The organism is Sphingobacterium sp. xlx-96 (assembly GCF_011007365.1).
GTDB classification, from domain to species: Bacteria; Bacteroidota; Bacteroidia; order Sphingobacteriales; family Sphingobacteriaceae; genus Sphingobacterium; species Sphingobacterium luzhongxinii.
Window position 1 is genome coordinate 23,185 of the sequence record NZ_WFKM01000015.1, and the last position, 17,581, is coordinate 40,765.

Sequence of the window (17,581 nt, forward strand, 5' to 3'; positions counted from 1 at the left end):
ATCTTATTCCTCATCCCAAACATAAGCAAAATTATTTTTCAGAATATACAACTGTTCCCTAACAATATCATTCCGAAGCTGAATAGTTGCTAGGGTCTTATCCGAATTACTGCCATCGACCAGTATCATAGGAGTCTGGATGTTTCTATTTATCATGTATTCTAATGTACTTCTGTTATTTTTACGCCACAGCACAATATCCACATCCACTACCGTATCGCGCAATTCTCTTTCTAAGACAAGTATCTTTCTTTTTCCCAGTGAGAGCGTATAATTAGCCCTATCGGCTTCAGGAAGTTTTACGAATGTTATCGCATGCTCATCAGCAAACTGTTTGAGATCTGGTAAAACCGAATAAACGTTGCTTTTGTGCCTCAACGAATCAAATGTACTATACAATACTACTTTTCCTTTCTCAATATAGGCAATAGCAACTTCCGAACGGACATTATATACACGATAACTACTAAAACTTCTTCTTTTGACATACAACACATTGGTGTAAACAAAGAAACTCACTAAGCAATACAAACTAAAGAATACTGCTTTTTTCTCTCTAAAATTCCAGGCCCATAAAGTAGCAAATAGAACAAAAAAAAACAAAACAACTTGAATTTCATTCCATATAATTCCCTGCAAAACTGCGCCAGGAAGTCGCTCTATATACCCCAACCCCTCTACGGCGACATAAAGTAAGCCATCTAAAGCCTGCCCAGCATAATCGCTTACGATTGAAAACGGAGACAGAGCCAGCAATATCCCCAAATACATTATTGCGGTACTGGGGATAGCGATAAATAGATTAGCAGGTATAAAATAGGTTGGGAATTGTCCAAAATAATAAAGTATCAATGGCAAGGTAAATAGCTGGGCAGCAACGGAAATATAAAGATAATCAACAATCCCCGCAACCACGCGCCGTTTCGGATGATAGAAAGATTTAAACAAAGGATAAAGTATCAATATTCCCAACACAGCGAAGTAGGACAATTGGAATCCGACATCGAATAAGCTCTTCGGTGAAAAAATTAAGATAAATAGTGCCGATGCAAACAATGTGTTTAATGGCACCTGGATTCTGTTCACACCTGTCGATACGATAAAAAAAGTAATCATAATTCCGGCCCGAAGAATAGGCGGACTCATTCCCGTAAGAATCACATAAAACCATACAGCCGTTAAAACAACAATACTGCGTAAATACCGTCCCCAAAAAAGTCGATTCATCCATTTTAACAACAGTGTAAGAAGTGCAAAAACTAATCCTACATGCAGACCAGATACACTCAAAATATGCACCGTGCCGGTGTTCCGAAATACATTAATAGTATCGATGTCTATCTGAGATCGGTAACCAAAAATAAGAGCCATAGCCAGCTGCATTGAATTACTATCCTTGATATTCGTTGCAAACTTGTGTAGCATCTGCTCCCGAAATAATAAGGCTCGCTCTACAATTGGGTTACCTTGCTGCGAATCAACTTTTACAATTTGATCTGCAGAAAGAAAACACTGTTGCTGTATATCTTTACTTCGGAGGTGTGTTTTATAATCAAACTCTTTGGGATTCGCCGGCGGTTTTATTGTTTGTATTAGATTTTCTATTTGCAATAAATCACCATAACGCAGCTTTTTCCTCTTGGCTGTATCCAACTGCAGTGTTACCATTAACTTTCCTGTGCTTCGATGTAATTTCCCTTTCTGAACAGCGGCCTTCACATCGGCAGGGAAACGAATATACCCTCCTTTAAGATGAGGCTCATCTTTGACTACGATAAAAAGACTCTCGGATTCAAAAGTTGAAAAATGCGTAGCTTGGTAAGAAGGCATTGTGTGTACCGTAGTCCATATTCCCAACACAGTCCATAACAGATAAAAATTTAAAGGAAATAGGAGTCTTCCCCAAAACTTCTTTCGATTAACAAAACCAACCAATTGTAAAACAGTTAAGATAAGTAGCAACTCGTCCCAAAATGAATACTGGGAAGCTGTGGTATAATATCCAACACATATACCCGGTAAAAATGCCAACAATGGTTTTGCCATAGGGGTTTTCCCAAAGTGCAGTGCTAGGATATTCTGCTTTACCATTGCCATCTTATCTGCACCTTTAAATCGGTTTTCTTAGCCCCTTCAATTAGATCCAAGCCAGAACCAATCGTCTCTCTTTGGAAATAATAAGTCAATGCATACCGCGTCCATATATCCAAATTTCTTTTTATTTTATAGCGGATATTGAAATAGTAGCGGATGCCCTTGTCATAATACATTGGAAAACCAGATGCATACAACACATCATTTTCATAAGCATATATACGTGAATTGTAATCGTCTGTATCAAAATATGCTAGACGTATATTAAACTGTAACTGGGGTTTTCTAATTTGCCAGAAAGCATCTTGATAACACAGTAATCCATCACTTCTATTCGTACTTTCCTTCTCAAACCTCATGATCTCAGCCCGCGTGCGTATACGCCAAGTGTTACTCAGTTTATACTGAAAATCAATCCGAAATTGACGTCTGTTTACATCTGCCAATAGATTGGTATTTCGATTTGCCACGAGCGTATTCTCTTGCTTCATACGGTAGCGATACCGGAATGTCAACTTCCCTATTTTGTACCATGTATATGTAAATTGGCTTAGGAAATCGACACCAGAACTGGGCGCATCCACACGGTATCGTAACCATGGGAACTGAAATAAATCAATATAGTTCGTCCATTCTATTTTTCTACTCGGGTGGTAAACCAATCCTGTATATATGCCCTTCTCATTTGCCAACTGGCTTCCCTCTCCTAAAGATTGTCCATAAATCGTATGGAAATCACGGCGATAATTTCTATAGTTAGCAAATAGAGAAAGCTTAGAATGCACACTGGCTATTACACCATTATTTGTAGCCCATCCCCCTGGAAAGCTAAATGCGGTTTCACCAAAAAAATAATAGTTTCGAAACGAATAATTGTAATGCCCACCTACAACATGAAGACTTCTCCCTTCAAAATCGAACTTTTGGCGAAGATCTCCTCCCCTTCTTCTTGTCCCATCATACGTAGCCCCCATATAAGTGAAACCTGTCCTTAATCTCTTATACTTATACTTAAAACTGCTCCCATAAACCGCTTTTCCTACAGTTTTTCGGTAAGACTGTTCGTTCTCCGTCCGATGTAGTCCAGATACATTGATACTGGAAATAATCCAGTCACCGTCAAAGTCTTCTACTTTTCCCGACAACTTATTGTAAGCTATAAAGGGTATCCATTCCACAGCCCCTATCTCGATCGAAGCAGCTACCCCTCTTTGAAAATTATTCTCATTCATTGATGAATAGGGAACCAATCCCCTCCCCTGTCGTGCCACACTGCCTATCCAAGCTCCCTTTCCAAAACTTAGTCCATTCCATGATACGAGCCCTTGGCCAAATTGTAAAGCATAGTCTCCAAGAACTAAGTTTTTTACATATTTATTTAAAGCCCTTATCTCTATATGACCCGAATAAAAATCAAAGCCATACCGCTGCTTCTTTTGAAAGAATGGTTCTCCTGCATCCTTTTCCATATTGACCGCTACCCGAATTTGATTATTGTATCTCCATCGATAACGCAAAGCATATTTATTGGGATCTCCCAGATACCTCGACCGATACTCTTCATTGTTTTGATACCCAGCTGTAGATTCTAGGTTACGCCCGTAACGTACCATCAGCATACTTTCATCCTTATCCATTATAGTTTTGAACGATAATCCCCTCAGTGAACTTACTGGGGCTACGCGCACAAATGGAATAATTCGCTCAATCAACTGGATATCAAAACCTTTAACAGCCTGCAGTTCGAGTATGCTGAGAAACGGTCCTGCCGAATTGCGATGGTCAATCAAATTTTGAATCTGTTGCGGTGAGAGAAAGAAGATATCACCAAGTTCAGATTCGCTAACCGTATTAAGATCTAGAGGATTTTTTAAATAATGGTGCAATTTTTCAGAGATTTCACTGACATCAACATCCTCCCCCAACTCCTCTTGGATCTGCTCCAAAAGCAACTCATCTATGCGTTCTTCCTCTTGCGCAAATGATAGAGAAGGCCCTACAGTTAGAAAGAACATTGTCATTAACGATCTAAAAGCCATAATTCAGCGCTATTTGAGGAGAATATCCTATCCGTGCATGAAAAGAAGACGAAATATCGAAAATCAACTTTCCGAGCGTTATTCCCACGCCAGCAAAATACTGCATAGGCTTTGCGGTCACCCCCGCCCGTAATACGAATAATCGATCTATGTCATACGCCAAACCCGCTCTAGCATCCATTGCTTGTGTTGTATTGTAATAAACATCTGCAGTTACAAGTAATTCTTTAGAAAAGCGATACAATAACCCTAGCCCACCTTCCTGAGCGATATGCTGATCAATAGTATCTTCAAAACTAGAAGAAGAGACATTACGCAATAACACACCAATAGCCAACATTTCACTAATTGTAAAATGGAATCCAAGATCTAAAGAAAATGTTTGATCTCCCCCATATCCTTTTACCTGATATTGATGATAATTGACTGATAGTGAAGTGGAAATAAAATTGCCAAAAGCACGAGCATAGATAGCACGCAAAGTTAACAACGAAGACGTCCCCCTAAGTCCATAATTATTAATAGCTACACCAATTACATTTTTCTTTTTAATTGGCACAACCGAAAAGAAAGCCTGAGCTTGTATATCATTGGTTAAAAAATGAGGTTGATAAGCAACCGCTACCTGAGCATTTGCTAACCTCGAAAGCCCTGATGCATTAACTGTAAGATTATAGACAGAGGGCAGAGCTAACCCCGTGTTGCCCATACCTTGTAATGGAGCTGCAAAAAATTCCTGTGCATAAATTGGTAGCTCTAGCAATAACAGGAAGATTACCACACCTGTACGCATAATTTAAGTTATTGATTTTCACTAAATTAATAAAAAATAAATAAAATAGAAAAAACAAATGAATCATATTTTATCTTCGAGGAGTAAAAAACATGATACAAAAAAGCCAGATAGTTAAACTACCTGGCTTCCAAAATAACATTATAGACCTACTAGATATCGATCCTAGCATATCTCGCATTTCTTTCGATAAACTCTCTTCGGGGAGCTACTTCGTCTCCCATCAACATCGAGAATACACGATCAGACTCTGCTGCATTTTCAATTGTAACTTGACGTAATGTACGGTGTTCCGGGTTCATTGTCGTGTCCCAAAGCTGCTCAGCATTCATCTCACCGAGACCTTTATAACGCTGTACATGAACTGAATCTTCTTTTCCTGCTCCTTTCAAGCGTTGTATAGCTGCAAGACGTTGATCTTCATTCCAAGCATACTCAAAGTCCTTACCTTTCTTAACCAAATACAAAGGAGGAGTTGCGATATAAATGTATCCTTTTTCGATCAGTTCACGCATGTAACGGAAATAGAAAGTCAATATCAAAGTAGCAATATGGCTACCGTCGACATCCGCATCCGTCATGATGATAATCTTATGATATCTAAGCTTTGTCAGGTTCAATGCTTTAGGATCTTCTTCTGTACCCACAGAAACACCCAAGGCTGTAAACATGTTTTTGATCTCTTCGTTCTCGTAGATCTTGTGTTCCATCGCCTTCTCCACATTCAAGATCTTACCACGAAGTGGCATAATGGCTTGATTATTACGATCACGACCCTGTTTGGCCGTACCGCCTGCAGAATCTCCCTCGACAAAAAATATCTCACATACCGATGGATCATTACTTGAACAGTCGGCAAGCTTACCGGGCAAACCTGAGCCACTCATTACAGTCTTACGCTGTACAAGTTCTCGAGCTTTACGTGCTGCAGCTCTAGCCTGAGCTGCTATAATTACCTTTTGAACAATAATTTTCGCTTCCTTTGGATTCTCCTCCAGATAGCCTCCCAAAATCTCTCCGACAGCGACATCCACAGCGCCCATTACCTCTGTATTTCCTAACTTCGTCTTAGTCTGCCCTTCAAATTGAGGCTCTGCAACTTTCACAGATATAACTGCTGTCAATCCTTCACGAAAATCATCTCCAGTAACTTCGACCTTTGAATTTTTTAACAGTCCCGATTCATCGGCATATTTCTTCAATACTCTAGTCAAACCTCTACGAAAACCAGCCACATGTGTGCCCCCTTCTATCGTATTAATATTATTGACATAGGAGTGTACGTTTTCCGAGTATGTATCATTATATTGAAATGAAAGCTCTACCGGAATACCTTGTTTTACCCCCTCCAAATAAATCGGTGTAGGGATCAATGCATGCCTATTTCCGTCCAAAAACTTAACAAACTCTTGAAGTCCGCCTTCTGATAGAAACACATCTTTCTTTTCTGAACCGTCTTCATTCGTTTCACGCTCATCCAATAAAGTCAATGTAATACCTTTATTTAAGAAGGCTAGCTCTCTGAGACGATTCGCCAATGTATCATAATTGTAGATAGTAGTTTGCGTAAAAATTTCTGCATCCGGCTTGAAAGTAACTATAGTACCGGTTATATCAGAAGTACCCACTTCTTTCACCTCATACATCGGTTTACCACGTTCATACTCTTGATTGAATACTTTACCTTCCCGATGTACCTCCGCTTTCAAATGAATAGACAGTGCATTCACACAAGACACCCCCACTCCATGAAGACCTCCGGACACTTTATAAGTATCCTTATCAAACTTACCACCTGCATGAAGTACCGTCATTACCAACTCTAAGGCAGACTTATTTTCCTTCTTATTTATCCCCGTAGGAATACCTCTTCCATTATCCTTTACAGAAATAGAGTTATCCTTATGGATGGTTACAAAGATGTCATTACAGTAACCAGCAACAGCCTCATCAATAGAGTTGTCAACAACCTCGTAAACTAAATGGTGTAAACCTTTTGGCCCTGTATCTCCGATGTACATGGAGGGGCGTTTACGTACAGCTTCCAATCCCTCTAATACCTGAATATTATCTGCTGAATACGTTGTAGGATTCTTTTTTTCTTCGCTCATGAAATAAATTAAAAACAGAAACAATCTTTACAGTAGTACCATTAACAATCAAAAGAAGAAGTATTTTCTAACATTTCCATTGGTCTAAAAGAAGACAGCACTACGCACAAAAATTAACTCTCAAAGTTAATAAAAATTAGGCACTTAAGCAAGCAATAACAAACGTAAAACAAGTGCTTAAAACACTTTTTTATTTACAAAACGACTAAAAAGATGGATTTGTAATTTTTTTATAGTAGGTTTGTTTTTTAAACTGAAAATAGACAAAAGAATGAATAGATTTTTAGCAAACTTTTCAAAAGTTACTTTAGGATTAGGCTTGGCAATGGCGGTTACAGCCTGTAATCAAAATGCACCGAATACAACCTCTACAAAAAATGATAGCACAGCGGTTTCTACATCCAAAAATCAAGAAAAAATTGTCTATGTAAATTCCGACACGCTTTCTGAAAAGTATGTTTACTTTAAAGACATAAAATCTAAATTAGAAGCTAAGGTAAAGAAAGCGCAGACTGATTTACAGTCTAAAGGTCAAGCTTTTCAACGCGAAGTAGCAGAATACCAACAAAAAGCGTCAACGATGAGCGCATCTGAAAGACAAGCTACTGAGGAAAAATTAGCACGTAAGCAAGACGAATTAGGCAGACTTGACCAAAATGCTTCACAATCATTAGCCCAGGACGAAGCCACTGAATTTAATGCGGTTTACAACGCTATTACAGAGTACTTAAAGAAACACGCAGAAGAAAAAGGGTATCAATTTGTATTAACCTACTCGAAAACAAACCCTGCTGTTATCTACGCTGATTCAAAATTAGACATCACTAAGGAAGTCGTTGAGGCGTTGAACAAAGAATACAACACAAAGAAACCAGCAGATAAAAAATAAAACTAAACTTTTTGTTTAGACAAAAGGGATTCAAAATACTTGAATCCCTTTTTTTTGGAAAGTACCCGCATTATTGATTCGTTTTAACTCGTTACGGCATAATATGAACCTTTTATTTGAAGACCACTTTGCGAATTCAAATGAATATCATTATTTTGAAAAAAAAAGCGTCTTACCCTAAAATGGTTACATACATCCTACAACATCCAGAAAGCAGCTTTGAATGGATAGATATATCCAACCCTAAACTCGAGGACTTTCATGAACTAAAAGAGAAGTACAAGCTAAACGATGCTTCCATACGGGATTGTATCGAAACCGGGCACCTTCCCAAAATAGAGGAGTTCGAAAACTATCATTTCTTAATAATACGTTCAGTCCCCAATAAGTTTGACGAAGAATCTGACTCTTTAGTAGAAGTAACCGAACGAATATCTTTATTCTACAATGAAAATTTCGTCATCACGGTCCATCGCAATGAAATTGATTTCCTAGAACGCATCAAGACAACCGAAAGATCCCATCGCAGACTACAGTCCAGCAAGACACTCGTTAATGGTTTAGTTTCGGACGCCTTAAAAACGTTTGAAAACCTTGTTTTAGGAAAAATGGCGCTACAACTTGACGAATATGAAGAGGTTGTATTTCTACATCATAGAAGAAAACCCTTCCTTAAGAAGCTATATTACATCAAAAGACAGATTGACGTAATCCGAAGTGTTTTGACATTATACAAGGATATTGTCGATTACTTCCATATGCCAGAATACAAAAACATATATACACAGGACCTTAGAGATTCATTCTCGAGAACCAACACTTTGTTCAGAAATATGTCAGAAAACACATCCCAGTTGTTGAATATCTACTTCAACATTGAATCCAATCATACCAACGAAATCATGCGTACACTGACGATTATATCAGTGTTCTTCATGCCACTGACATTTATTGTGGGCGTATACGGTATGAATTTCGAACACATGCCAGAACTGGAATGGGAATACGGATATGCAGGAATACTGATTGCCATGGCAATCTTATCCGTATTAATCTATTATTGGTTTAAAAGAAAACGATGGCTATAAGTCACGCGGATCAAATCAGCCTCTTGGATACCGTCGCAACAAACTCTTTAAGATAAAACGGCTCAAAATAGACCAGATCTTCAATCTCTTTACGCTGTAATCGCTGAAAAGCAATATTGCTAAGATAGGTTGACGAATGCCGATACTGATCGTCAATCGCTATATGCTTTCTGTCGCTCAGCAGTTCCCCTAGTTTATTCGCTCCAGATCCAAAAAGTACAATCTTCTTTTGAGGAAAAGCATTAAAAGTATCCTGATCAACGATAACAGCTGCAGTGTCCTTTATACAGCTTCTTGAACTGTCAAAAATGGCCATATAAACTTCCATACGTCGCGCATCCAACATTGGAACATACAGACAGTCATCCGCTAAGCCAAAATGCGTCGCATAACCCTCAAACATACTATACAATGTGTTTATTCCAAGCAGAGGGATGTCAAGCGCATAACACAACCCTTTTGCCGTAGACACACCAATACGTAGCCCAGTGTAGGAACCTGGCCCCTTGCTTACGGCCACAGCAGACAAATCTTTATAATCCAGCGACAACTCTTTCAGCAACCGATCGATGTAAACGGTCAACATAGAAGCATGAACATTCACCTCTTCCACGGCATATTCGCCTATAAGCACACCATCAGCACTTATAGAGATCGAACAGATTTCTGTTGCGGTATCAATTTGTAATATGTAGTTACTCATAGAAATATATAGTCAGAAAATATATCAATTTAAGGAACAGGATCATGTCCATGCCCCCCCCAGGGATTGCAACTAGCTATACGCTTTACCGCCAACCATCCTCCTTTAAAAGGGCCATACTTTATAATTGCTTCTTTACCATACTGCGAACAGGTCGGTGTATATCTACAGTTAGCACCCAACAATGGAGAAATTAGAAGTTGATACAATCGGATTATCAACAAAAAGATTTCTTTCAAAACCCTGACACCAAGTGCACCAATCTTACTGATTACCTTCATCAACCAATTGCTTTAATGCCTTTTCCATCTTGTCCATCATCTTTGCGAATGGCATTTCTTCCTTACCAACATACTGAATTGCTAACAAAAGGCCCGAGGAACGTAACTTTACAGAAGGATACAAAAGATCCGCTTTTTGCAAACGATATACCTCACGCATCAAACGCTTAATCCGGTTTCGATCATGTGCGGCTTTAAATCTCCGTTTAGAAACGGAAATCACCGCATTGACAGGCGATTTAATACGATCTAATGGTATATCCATATACACAACCCGAAAAGGGTATACAACAAAAGAAGAACCACTATGAAAAAGCTTACTTAATAAACTTTTGTTACATAGTCGTTCTTCTTTTTTAAATGTTTTTCTCATTCGATGACGTTAAAGGCCGAATGGCACAGTTAAAGTCACCGGCGCTAAAAAAAAGACTAGCCTTTGTGGCGGTACTCGTCAGAAACAGTAAGACGTTTTCTTCCTTTAGCTCTACGAGAAGCTAATACTCGTTTACCATTAGCTGTGCTCATACGCTCTCTGAAGCCGTGTTTGTTTCTTCTTTTTCTTTGCGAAGGCTGAAATGTTCTTTTCATGACGCTTTATTATATTTTTTTATATTCTAACCAATAATTATCCTTAAACAGGAATGCAAAAGTACTGTATTATTTCTAAACTATCAAGCACTAAAAGCAAAAAGTTTATACCACAACACCTCCTTGAATGGACTGGCTATTTATTTTTTAGAATATCTCTAATCTCTGTAAGCAAAGTCTCTTCTTTAGTTGGTGCTGGTGGCGCTGCAGGTGCCGCCTCTTCCTTTTTATTAAGCGAATTTATCCCCTTAATAACCAAGAAAATACAAAATGCAATAATCAAGAACTGAATAATTACGTTAGCAAAGTTACCGTATTTAATAGCCACTTCCTCAACTCCGGTAGCAGCATTGGCTTCTGTAATAACATACTTCAATTTACTAAAATCTACACCACCTGTAATAAAACCTATAGGAGGCATAATGATATCATCAACAAGAGAAGTGACAATTTTACCGAAAGCACCACCGATTACAACACCGACAGCTAAATCTAATACGCTACCGCGCATAGCAAATTCTTTAAACTCCTTTAAAAAGCCCATAATTTTATCAATATTTTGTTTCCCAATATACAAACAATAATAACGATAATAATCAAAACTACCTCAATCTAATCCGATTTTTTTATTATTAATTAATGTAGACAACAGAGTATATATATGATTATTTCGTATGTTTGCATTAGCATTACCCTATTCAAGCCAGTGCTAAAATAATTGCTAAAGTATAAAACATACATCCCTCTTTATGAAAAAGATACTCATCGCAGATGACCACAGCATAGTTAGATTAGGGGCTGCCGTAGTGATTAACGAAAAATTCAATGATATTTCTATAACTAATGCAGTCACTATCAAAGAGGTCTATGATCATCTGAAATTTGAAAAATTTGACTTATTGCTTTTAGACATCAACATGCCTGGAGGCAACAATATTAAGGTTATCAGTGAAATACTTAATCTCCAACATGACCTCAAAATATTGGTTTTTTCTTCCTATGACGAAAATATATATGCGCTACGCTATATAGAAGCCGGAGCAGCTGGATACCTCAATAAAAACACAGCCATGGAAGAACTCGCTAATGCCATTCAAAGCATCCAGGATCGCGGAAAGTACATGTCCAACGAAGTAAAGGATTTATACGTCCAAAAACTAACAAGTACAAAGTCATCTATAGATCGTGTCAACCCTTTGAACAAACTGTCCAACAGAGAAATGGATGTCGCTAAGCACTTAATCGAAGGTCATGGTATCCTTGAGGTATCGAATCTTTTAGCATTAAGCTCATCAACAGTGAGCACTTACAAAAGTAGAATATTCGAAAAACTGGCAGTTAGTAACATCCCAGACCTTATAGAACTATTCAAGCTACATGCCAAAGATTAACACCTGGCAGAACCAGTTTGTTATATACGATTTAAATTACAGATACAACACTACACACTTACAGACCGTTACCAAAACATCGGTAAAAGCGATCTAAAGCGCCAAGAATAAAGAGCTAGCACCTTCCTTATAAAAAACGGTCGACTAACTAAGTTAGTCGACCGTTTTCACAGCATATGATTTTTTTATATAATATCTTCTTAATCTACATTATCGTGCAAAAACGAATTGTTTGAACGAATCTCTGTAACACCCTCGTCAAATGACAGGGTAAAACGAGACACTTGCGAATCAGCAGAATGAGGCACATCTTCTAACGTTTTTTGCTTTCTTTTATAAGCCGGCTCATTTTCTAACTCCTGTAATCCGTTTGAAGATTTAAGCTTCATGCTCAACTCCTTAAGGCGCAATATACGTTCCTTAGTTTTTAAAAGCTGATCTTCAAAATTCACTTCTTCTTCAACCCTAACTGTGGAGCTCGCGACATTCGTTGCTGGTGCAGCGCTCGAACTCACTATATTATTTACCTGACTTTCCACTTCCTCATCAACCTTCTCCTCGTACGCATCAAATACAGTAGGTAGCTTGAATTCGAAAACTGAAGGCGAGGTCTTTAACTCAAAACCATGATTCTCTTCCTTTTCTTCAACAAAATCATCTTGCACATCTAATGTATGTCTTACAACTTGAGGTTCAGCCTGCACATTAGAATTTGTGAAACCTGTAGGCTTTACCGGAGCCGTAAATAAATCGGCTTGAGGAACAGTAACCTTCTCCTCCACCACATTGGTAGGAGTCATTGGCTTTATATAATTATCCACTCTTGACTCGATCGTTCTCTCCGCAAACTGGTTCTGAGAAACAGGCTTAACAAAAGAACTTGATGACTCAGGAGTCAAAGGCAACGCTACCTTTTCTTTTTCTTTCTCTTTTATACGCTCTTCTGAAGTCTGAAATCCCGTAGCAATAATAGTTACAGATAGATTTTCCTCTAGAGCCTCATCGATACAATTACCCCAAATTAAATCTGCAGTCAATCCTGCTTTCTCTTGAATAAAATCAGTAACGATCGCAACCTCATCCATGGTCACCTCGGTCTTACCAGAAGTAATATTCAACAAGATGTAACGCGCTCCTTCGATTTCATTATCCTTAAGCAGTGGAGATGCTAATGCACCCGTTACAGCTTTAATAGCTCTATCTTCGCCTGATGCAACGTGATTACCCATGATTGCTACCCCGCTATCATTCATAACGGTACGCACATCTTTAAAGTCGACGTTGACATAACCAGGAATAGTAATAATCTCAGCAATACCTTTCGCTGCTGTAGTCAATATATCATCTGCTTTCGCAAAAGCCGCAGTCATCGTAAGATTACCAAAAATCTCGCGAAGGCGGTCATTTGAGATTACAAGATAAGAATCTACATACTTGCGCAATTCATTCAAGCCTTCTTCCGCTTGGGAACGACGTTTCTTACCTTCAAATGTAAAAGGAGTTGTAATAATCGCCACCGTCAGAATCCCCATTTCCTTTGCTGCTTTAGCAAGTACTGGACTAGCCCCAGTTCCTGTGCCACCACCCATTCCGGCAGTAATAAACAACATTTTAGTGTTGGCACCAAGCATTCTTTTGATATCGTCGATACTTTCGATAGCAGAATTCTCCCCAACATCAGGATCAGCACCAGCACCCATACCTTCTGTAAGACTAGCTCCCAATTGTACTTTGTTAGGAATTGGGCTCAACTCCAACGCTTGCGCATCTGTGTTGCACACAATAAAATCTACACCACTAATCCCTTGCTTGTACATGTGATTTACGGCATTTCCACCGCCACCACCAACACCTATAACCTTGATTATAGATGATTGCTCCTTTAACATTTCAAATTGTATCGACATAATATCCTATATTTATGAACTGCCAAGCTACCGATCAATACCAAACTCAACAATTCGAATGTAATAATACCAAAATATCCACAACAGTTTTCCACATTTGTTAAATTGTGGAAAAAACCACCCTGTGTTGAAAATTATTTCTTACCTATAAAAGTATCGTCATCAATCTCTTGATTATCCTTAATGAATTCAGAAATAATTTTAGTAAACCAACTCTCCTTTTTACTTTGTTTTTCTGCGATCTCCTTCACAGGTGTTCTTTCTGTTTTCTTGCTTGCGATTTCTTGATGTGCAGCCTCCTCGTCCTCTATAACCTGAATACCTTTAATCAAAAGACCGATACTTGTTGCATACATTGGACTTTTCATTTCCTCAAATGTCTGCTTGTTCAACATATCTGTTTTAGCAAGATATTCATTCGGGTAACCGATACGACAGTCTATTCCGGTGATATACTCGACCAACTGAACCAAATGTTTCAATTGCGCTCCACCACCAGTAATAACAATACCAGCAATTAATTTGTCTTCGTAACCTGAAGATTTTATCTCGTAATACACGTGCTCGATGATTTCTTCCATACGAGCCTGAATTATATACGCTAGATTTTTGACCGAAATCTCTTTTGAATCACGTCCACGAATACCAGGTACACATATTACTTCATTTTCTTTATTTTCATCAGCCAATGCTGATCCATATCTCACTTTCAACTGTTCCGCCTGGTTTCTAAGTACAGCACAACCTTGACGGATATCTTCAGTTACAATATTACCCCCTAATGGAATTACAGCAGTATGGCGGATAATACCTTCGTGGAAAATAGCCACATCCGTAGTACCCCCACCGATATCAACAAGTACAACACCGGCCATTTTTTCTTCATCATCCAATACAGCCTCGGAAGATGCTAATGGCTCCAACACTAACGAAGAAACTTCTAAATCAGCGTTATCAACACATTTCTTAATATTTTTGATATCTGTCACCCGGCCTGAGATGATATGAAAGTTAGCTTCCATACGACGTCCTGCCATACCGATAGGTTCTTTGATACCTGGTTCATTATCGATCGTAAACTCCTGAGGTAATACGTGGATTATTTCTTCTCCCGGAGGAAGTACCAATTTGTACATATCCGAGATCAAACGCTCCACATCGATTCTTCCAATTTCATCATCATCGCTTTTGGTCAAGATGCCACGATGTTGAATACTCTTGATATGCTGTCCTGCTATCCCAATATTCACCACTTTAATATCCACATTAGACTGTCCTTCTGCAGAGGATACCGCCTCTCTAATGCTGAAAACCGTCTTTTGAATATTAGCGACTACCCCACGGTTGACACCTGCTGATTCGGCTTTACCAACTCCCAACAACTCAATCTTATTCGAACCACTGCGTCTTCCAACAGTAACACAAATCTTTGTTGTACCGATATCCAATCCTACGACGATTGGATTCTCTCTTTCAATTTCTGTAATTCTTGGTTTCATATGCTGTATATTATGCTGTATTTTAATTCTTCATATTAATTTTCATTTGCAAACTGTCGATAAACCAGTCCCCCCTACGTTCGCAAATGATCTGTCCGCCATATTTGACGTTCACCTTCTCATAGGCATCACTACCTACTTTGGGAAGGATATTTTTATAGTACGCTTCTAGCCGCCTCAATTTGTAGCCCAACGAGTCTGCTGATCCGATCACCAAAACCTCTTTACCGACCCGGGGTATCAACTCGATATCCCGCTGCTCATTGACAAATATTTGAACGATTTGATTTTCCCAAAGTTCGTCTCCCCGTACATGATCAACAACCGTCACCAAGTCCTGCACCAATTTGGACTCGATCCCCTCCAAAGGTTGTTTGTATCCCTCCGTGATATTACCGTTCGCTACCATCACATGCGGTACATATTTCAAGGTGACAGGTACTTTCCTCCCAGACCGATCTATATAGTACTCTCGTCCCGCCTTGTTAATAACACGGAGCACGACCTCTCGTTGCTGAACCTTTACCTGCACAGTACCATCCATATCCGAGTACACTTCTGCATTGGACACATAGGGAAGCTTTTCGATTTCCTTTTCGATCTGTTCAACCTTAATCATCCCTAGATCTTTTCCTACAATAGCACCAAATTTTTGATCGATCATCTTTGAAATATCGTGTTGATCAATAAATGTTTCCTTACCTTCAACAACAACTTTCAATGTTTTGCAAGCTTGTACCCGATCCTTTTCCACTACCAGACTCATAAGCATAGCTAATCCAATAAAGGTCACTAGACCTAAAAAAATATAAAAAACTACACTCCATCTGATATTCCTCATACTACTTATCTAATAAATCTTTCAATGGCCTAACCAATCTATCTATATCTCCTGCTCCAACGGTAACCAGTAACTCCGGTTGTTCTTCTTGTGCTATAGTTAACACTTCTTGAGGGCTCACTACACGTTTATTTACTAAATCAACTTTATCGAGGAGCCACGAAGAAGTTACTCCTTCAATTGGCAACTCCCTCGCTGGGTATATTTCCATCAGCAACAACTCATCTGCCATCCCTAAAACTTCTGCGAAACCGTCTATAAAATCACGGGTGCGGGTGAATAAATGAGGTTGAAAAACTACGGTCAATTTCTTTTCGGGATATAGCTTGCGCATCGAGCTCAAAAAAGCTCTCAATTCTTCGGGATGATGTGCATAATCATCGATGTATATGTGCTTTTCATTTCTAACAATAAATTCAAAACGACGCTTTGCCCCTTTAAAATTAGCCAACGCTTCTACAATCTTTTGATCATCTATCTTTAACAACCTCGCTACTGTTATCGCAGCGACCGCATTTTCCACATTATGAAGTCCCGGTATCCCCAACAGTACACTTTCAATCGTCACATCAGCACCGACATAGTCAAAGTAAAACTGTCCGTCCTTAACATGTATATTTTTTGCATATACATCCGCGGGACCATCCTTTGAATAACTGATATCACCGACAAACGGTAATCCTGTCTTAACAACCCGCTTCCCTCCTTCAACAACTCTATTCAAGTACATCTCAAACGAAGTAATCAAATGCGATTCATCACCGTAAATATCTAAATGATCTGCATCTGCAGAAGTCACTATAGCAATATCAGGATGTAATGTCAAAAAGGAACGATCGTATTCATCAGCTTCAACCACCACCACATTATTAGCTCCAAAAAGTACATTTGTATTATAGTTTGAACTTATACCACCTAAGAATGCAGAGCAGTCATACCCAGAATCTTTCAAAATATGAGCAATCATAGTCGATGTTGTCGTTTTTCCATGTGTCCCTGCAACACCGATCGTAAAACGACTAGCACTGATCAAACCCAACACCTGCGAGCGCTTAAAAAGTTCGAACCCCTTGTCCAGAAAATAATTCTTTATTTTCAAATCAGCAGGTACCGCCGGAGTGTATATAATCAAAGACTCTTCTGAAGGAGCAACAAGATCGGCATCAATCAACTCCACATCGTCCGTATAAATCACAGGAATACCCTCCTGTACCAGAGCTATTGTCAATTCGGTTTCCGTCTTGTCATAACCACTCACCGCACACCCCAACTTATGAAAATAACGGGCCAAACCACTCATCCCGATTCCCCCTATACCGATTAAGTAAACTCTTTTTATTTGATCAATATTCATACT

The 17,581-nt window shown here is 38.9% G+C and carries 16 protein-coding genes; 3 read left to right on the top strand and 13 right to left on the bottom strand.

All coding sequences use genetic code 11. The features are described 5' to 3' along the window. Positions 1 to 3: 3 nt before the first annotated feature. The 4 genes from G7B20_RS17750 to gyrB all read right to left on the bottom strand — a co-directional run bounded on the left by G7B20_RS17750 (position 4) and on the right by gyrB (position 7,037). The gene (locus G7B20_RS17750) at positions 4 to 2,097 is read right to left on the bottom strand and encodes a ComEC/Rec2 family competence protein (protein WP_164112766.1); all 2,094 of its coding nucleotides are present in this window, start codon (positions 2,095 to 2,097) and stop codon (positions 4 to 6) included. Then, the gene (locus tag G7B20_RS17755) at positions 2,085 to 4,133 is read right to left on the bottom strand and encodes a ComEA family DNA-binding protein (protein WP_164112767.1); all 2,049 of its coding nucleotides are present in this window, start codon (positions 4,131 to 4,133) and stop codon (positions 2,085 to 2,087) included. Before G7B20_RS17755 ends, G7B20_RS17750 begins: the two co-directional genes overlap by 13 nt. After that, the gene (locus G7B20_RS17760) at positions 4,123 to 4,926 is read right to left on the bottom strand and encodes a DNA-binding protein (RefSeq protein ID WP_164112768.1); all 804 of its coding nucleotides are present in this window, start codon (positions 4,924 to 4,926) and stop codon (positions 4,123 to 4,125) included. Before G7B20_RS17760 ends, G7B20_RS17755 begins: the two co-directional genes overlap by 11 nt. Before the next feature lie 152 nt (positions 4,927 to 5,078). Then, a complete protein-coding gene (gene gyrB / locus G7B20_RS17765) occupies positions 5,079 to 7,037 on the bottom strand; it encodes a DNA topoisomerase (ATP-hydrolyzing) subunit B (RefSeq protein ID WP_164112769.1) in 1,959 nt (652 codons plus the stop codon). 271 nt (positions 7,038 to 7,308) lie between these two features. On the opposite strand from gyrB, the gene G7B20_RS17770 reads away from it, so the two are divergent. Beyond that, entirely contained in the window at positions 7,309 to 7,926 is a 618-nt protein-coding gene (locus G7B20_RS17770) for an OmpH family outer membrane protein (RefSeq protein ID WP_164112770.1), read from the top strand. Positions 7,927 to 8,108: 182 nt separating this feature from the next. Beyond that, the gene (locus G7B20_RS17775) at positions 8,109 to 9,014 is read left to right on the top strand and encodes a CorA family divalent cation transporter (RefSeq protein ID WP_164112771.1); all 906 of its coding nucleotides are present in this window, start codon (positions 8,109 to 8,111) and stop codon (positions 9,012 to 9,014) included. A 10-nt stretch (positions 9,015 to 9,024) separates the two neighbouring features. Here G7B20_RS17775 and tsaB read toward each other — a convergent pair whose 3' ends face one another. The 5 genes from tsaB to mscL form a co-directional block, all read right to left on the bottom strand. Then, on the bottom strand, positions 9,025 to 9,717 hold the full coding sequence (tsaB, locus tag G7B20_RS17780; RefSeq protein WP_164112772.1) for a tRNA (adenosine(37)-N6)-threonylcarbamoyltransferase complex dimerization subunit type 1 TsaB: 693 nt from the start codon (positions 9,715 to 9,717) through the stop codon (positions 9,025 to 9,027). A gap of 29 nt (positions 9,718 to 9,746) precedes the next feature. After that, entirely contained in the window at positions 9,747 to 9,998 is a 252-nt protein-coding gene (gene yidD / locus G7B20_RS17785) for a membrane protein insertion efficiency factor YidD (RefSeq protein WP_164112773.1), read from the bottom strand. Further along, positions 9,982 to 10,371 (bottom strand): ribonuclease P protein component, encoded by a 390-nt coding sequence (gene rnpA / locus G7B20_RS17790; RefSeq protein WP_164112774.1) that lies wholly within the window; start codon positions 10,369 to 10,371, stop codon positions 9,982 to 9,984. The genes yidD and rnpA overlap by 17 nt, the downstream gene beginning before the upstream one ends. Positions 10,372 to 10,427: 56 nt before the next feature. Further along, the gene (gene rpmH / locus G7B20_RS17795) at positions 10,428 to 10,586 is read right to left on the bottom strand and encodes a 50S ribosomal protein L34 (RefSeq protein WP_079644391.1); all 159 of its coding nucleotides are present in this window, start codon (positions 10,584 to 10,586) and stop codon (positions 10,428 to 10,430) included. Between the two features lie 136 nt (positions 10,587 to 10,722). Further along, the gene (gene mscL / locus G7B20_RS17800; protein WP_164112872.1) at positions 10,723 to 11,130 is read right to left on the bottom strand and encodes a large-conductance mechanosensitive channel protein MscL; all 408 of its coding nucleotides are present in this window, start codon (positions 11,128 to 11,130) and stop codon (positions 10,723 to 10,725) included. Between the two features lie 205 nt (positions 11,131 to 11,335). Here mscL and G7B20_RS17805 point away from each other — a divergent pair, with 205 nt between their 5' ends. After that, positions 11,336 to 11,977, top strand: a complete 642-nt coding sequence (locus tag G7B20_RS17805) for a response regulator transcription factor (protein WP_079644395.1) — start codon at positions 11,336 to 11,338, stop codon at positions 11,975 to 11,977. 200 nt (positions 11,978 to 12,177) lie between these two features. On the opposite strand, the gene ftsZ is transcribed toward G7B20_RS17805, so the two are convergent. The 4 genes from ftsZ to murC all read right to left on the bottom strand — a co-directional run bounded on the left by ftsZ (position 12,178) and on the right by murC (position 17,578). Next, a complete protein-coding gene (ftsZ, locus tag G7B20_RS17810; protein WP_164112775.1) occupies positions 12,178 to 13,884 on the bottom strand; it encodes a cell division protein FtsZ in 1,707 nt (568 codons plus the stop codon). Positions 13,885 to 14,018: 134 nt separating this feature from the next. Further along, on the bottom strand, positions 14,019 to 15,383 hold the full coding sequence (gene ftsA, locus G7B20_RS17815) for a cell division protein FtsA (RefSeq protein WP_079644398.1): 1,365 nt from the start codon (positions 15,381 to 15,383) through the stop codon (positions 14,019 to 14,021). 22 nt (positions 15,384 to 15,405) lie between these two features. Beyond that, entirely contained in the window at positions 15,406 to 16,224 is an 819-nt protein-coding gene (locus G7B20_RS17820; RefSeq protein ID WP_164112776.1) for a cell division protein FtsQ/DivIB, read from the bottom strand. A 1-nt stretch (position 16,225) separates the two neighbouring features. Continuing rightward, positions 16,226 to 17,578, bottom strand: coding sequence for a UDP-N-acetylmuramate--L-alanine ligase (murC, locus tag G7B20_RS17825; protein WP_164112777.1), 1,353 nt, complete (start codon positions 17,576 to 17,578; stop codon positions 16,226 to 16,228). Between the last annotated feature and the right edge of the window lie 3 nt (positions 17,579 to 17,581).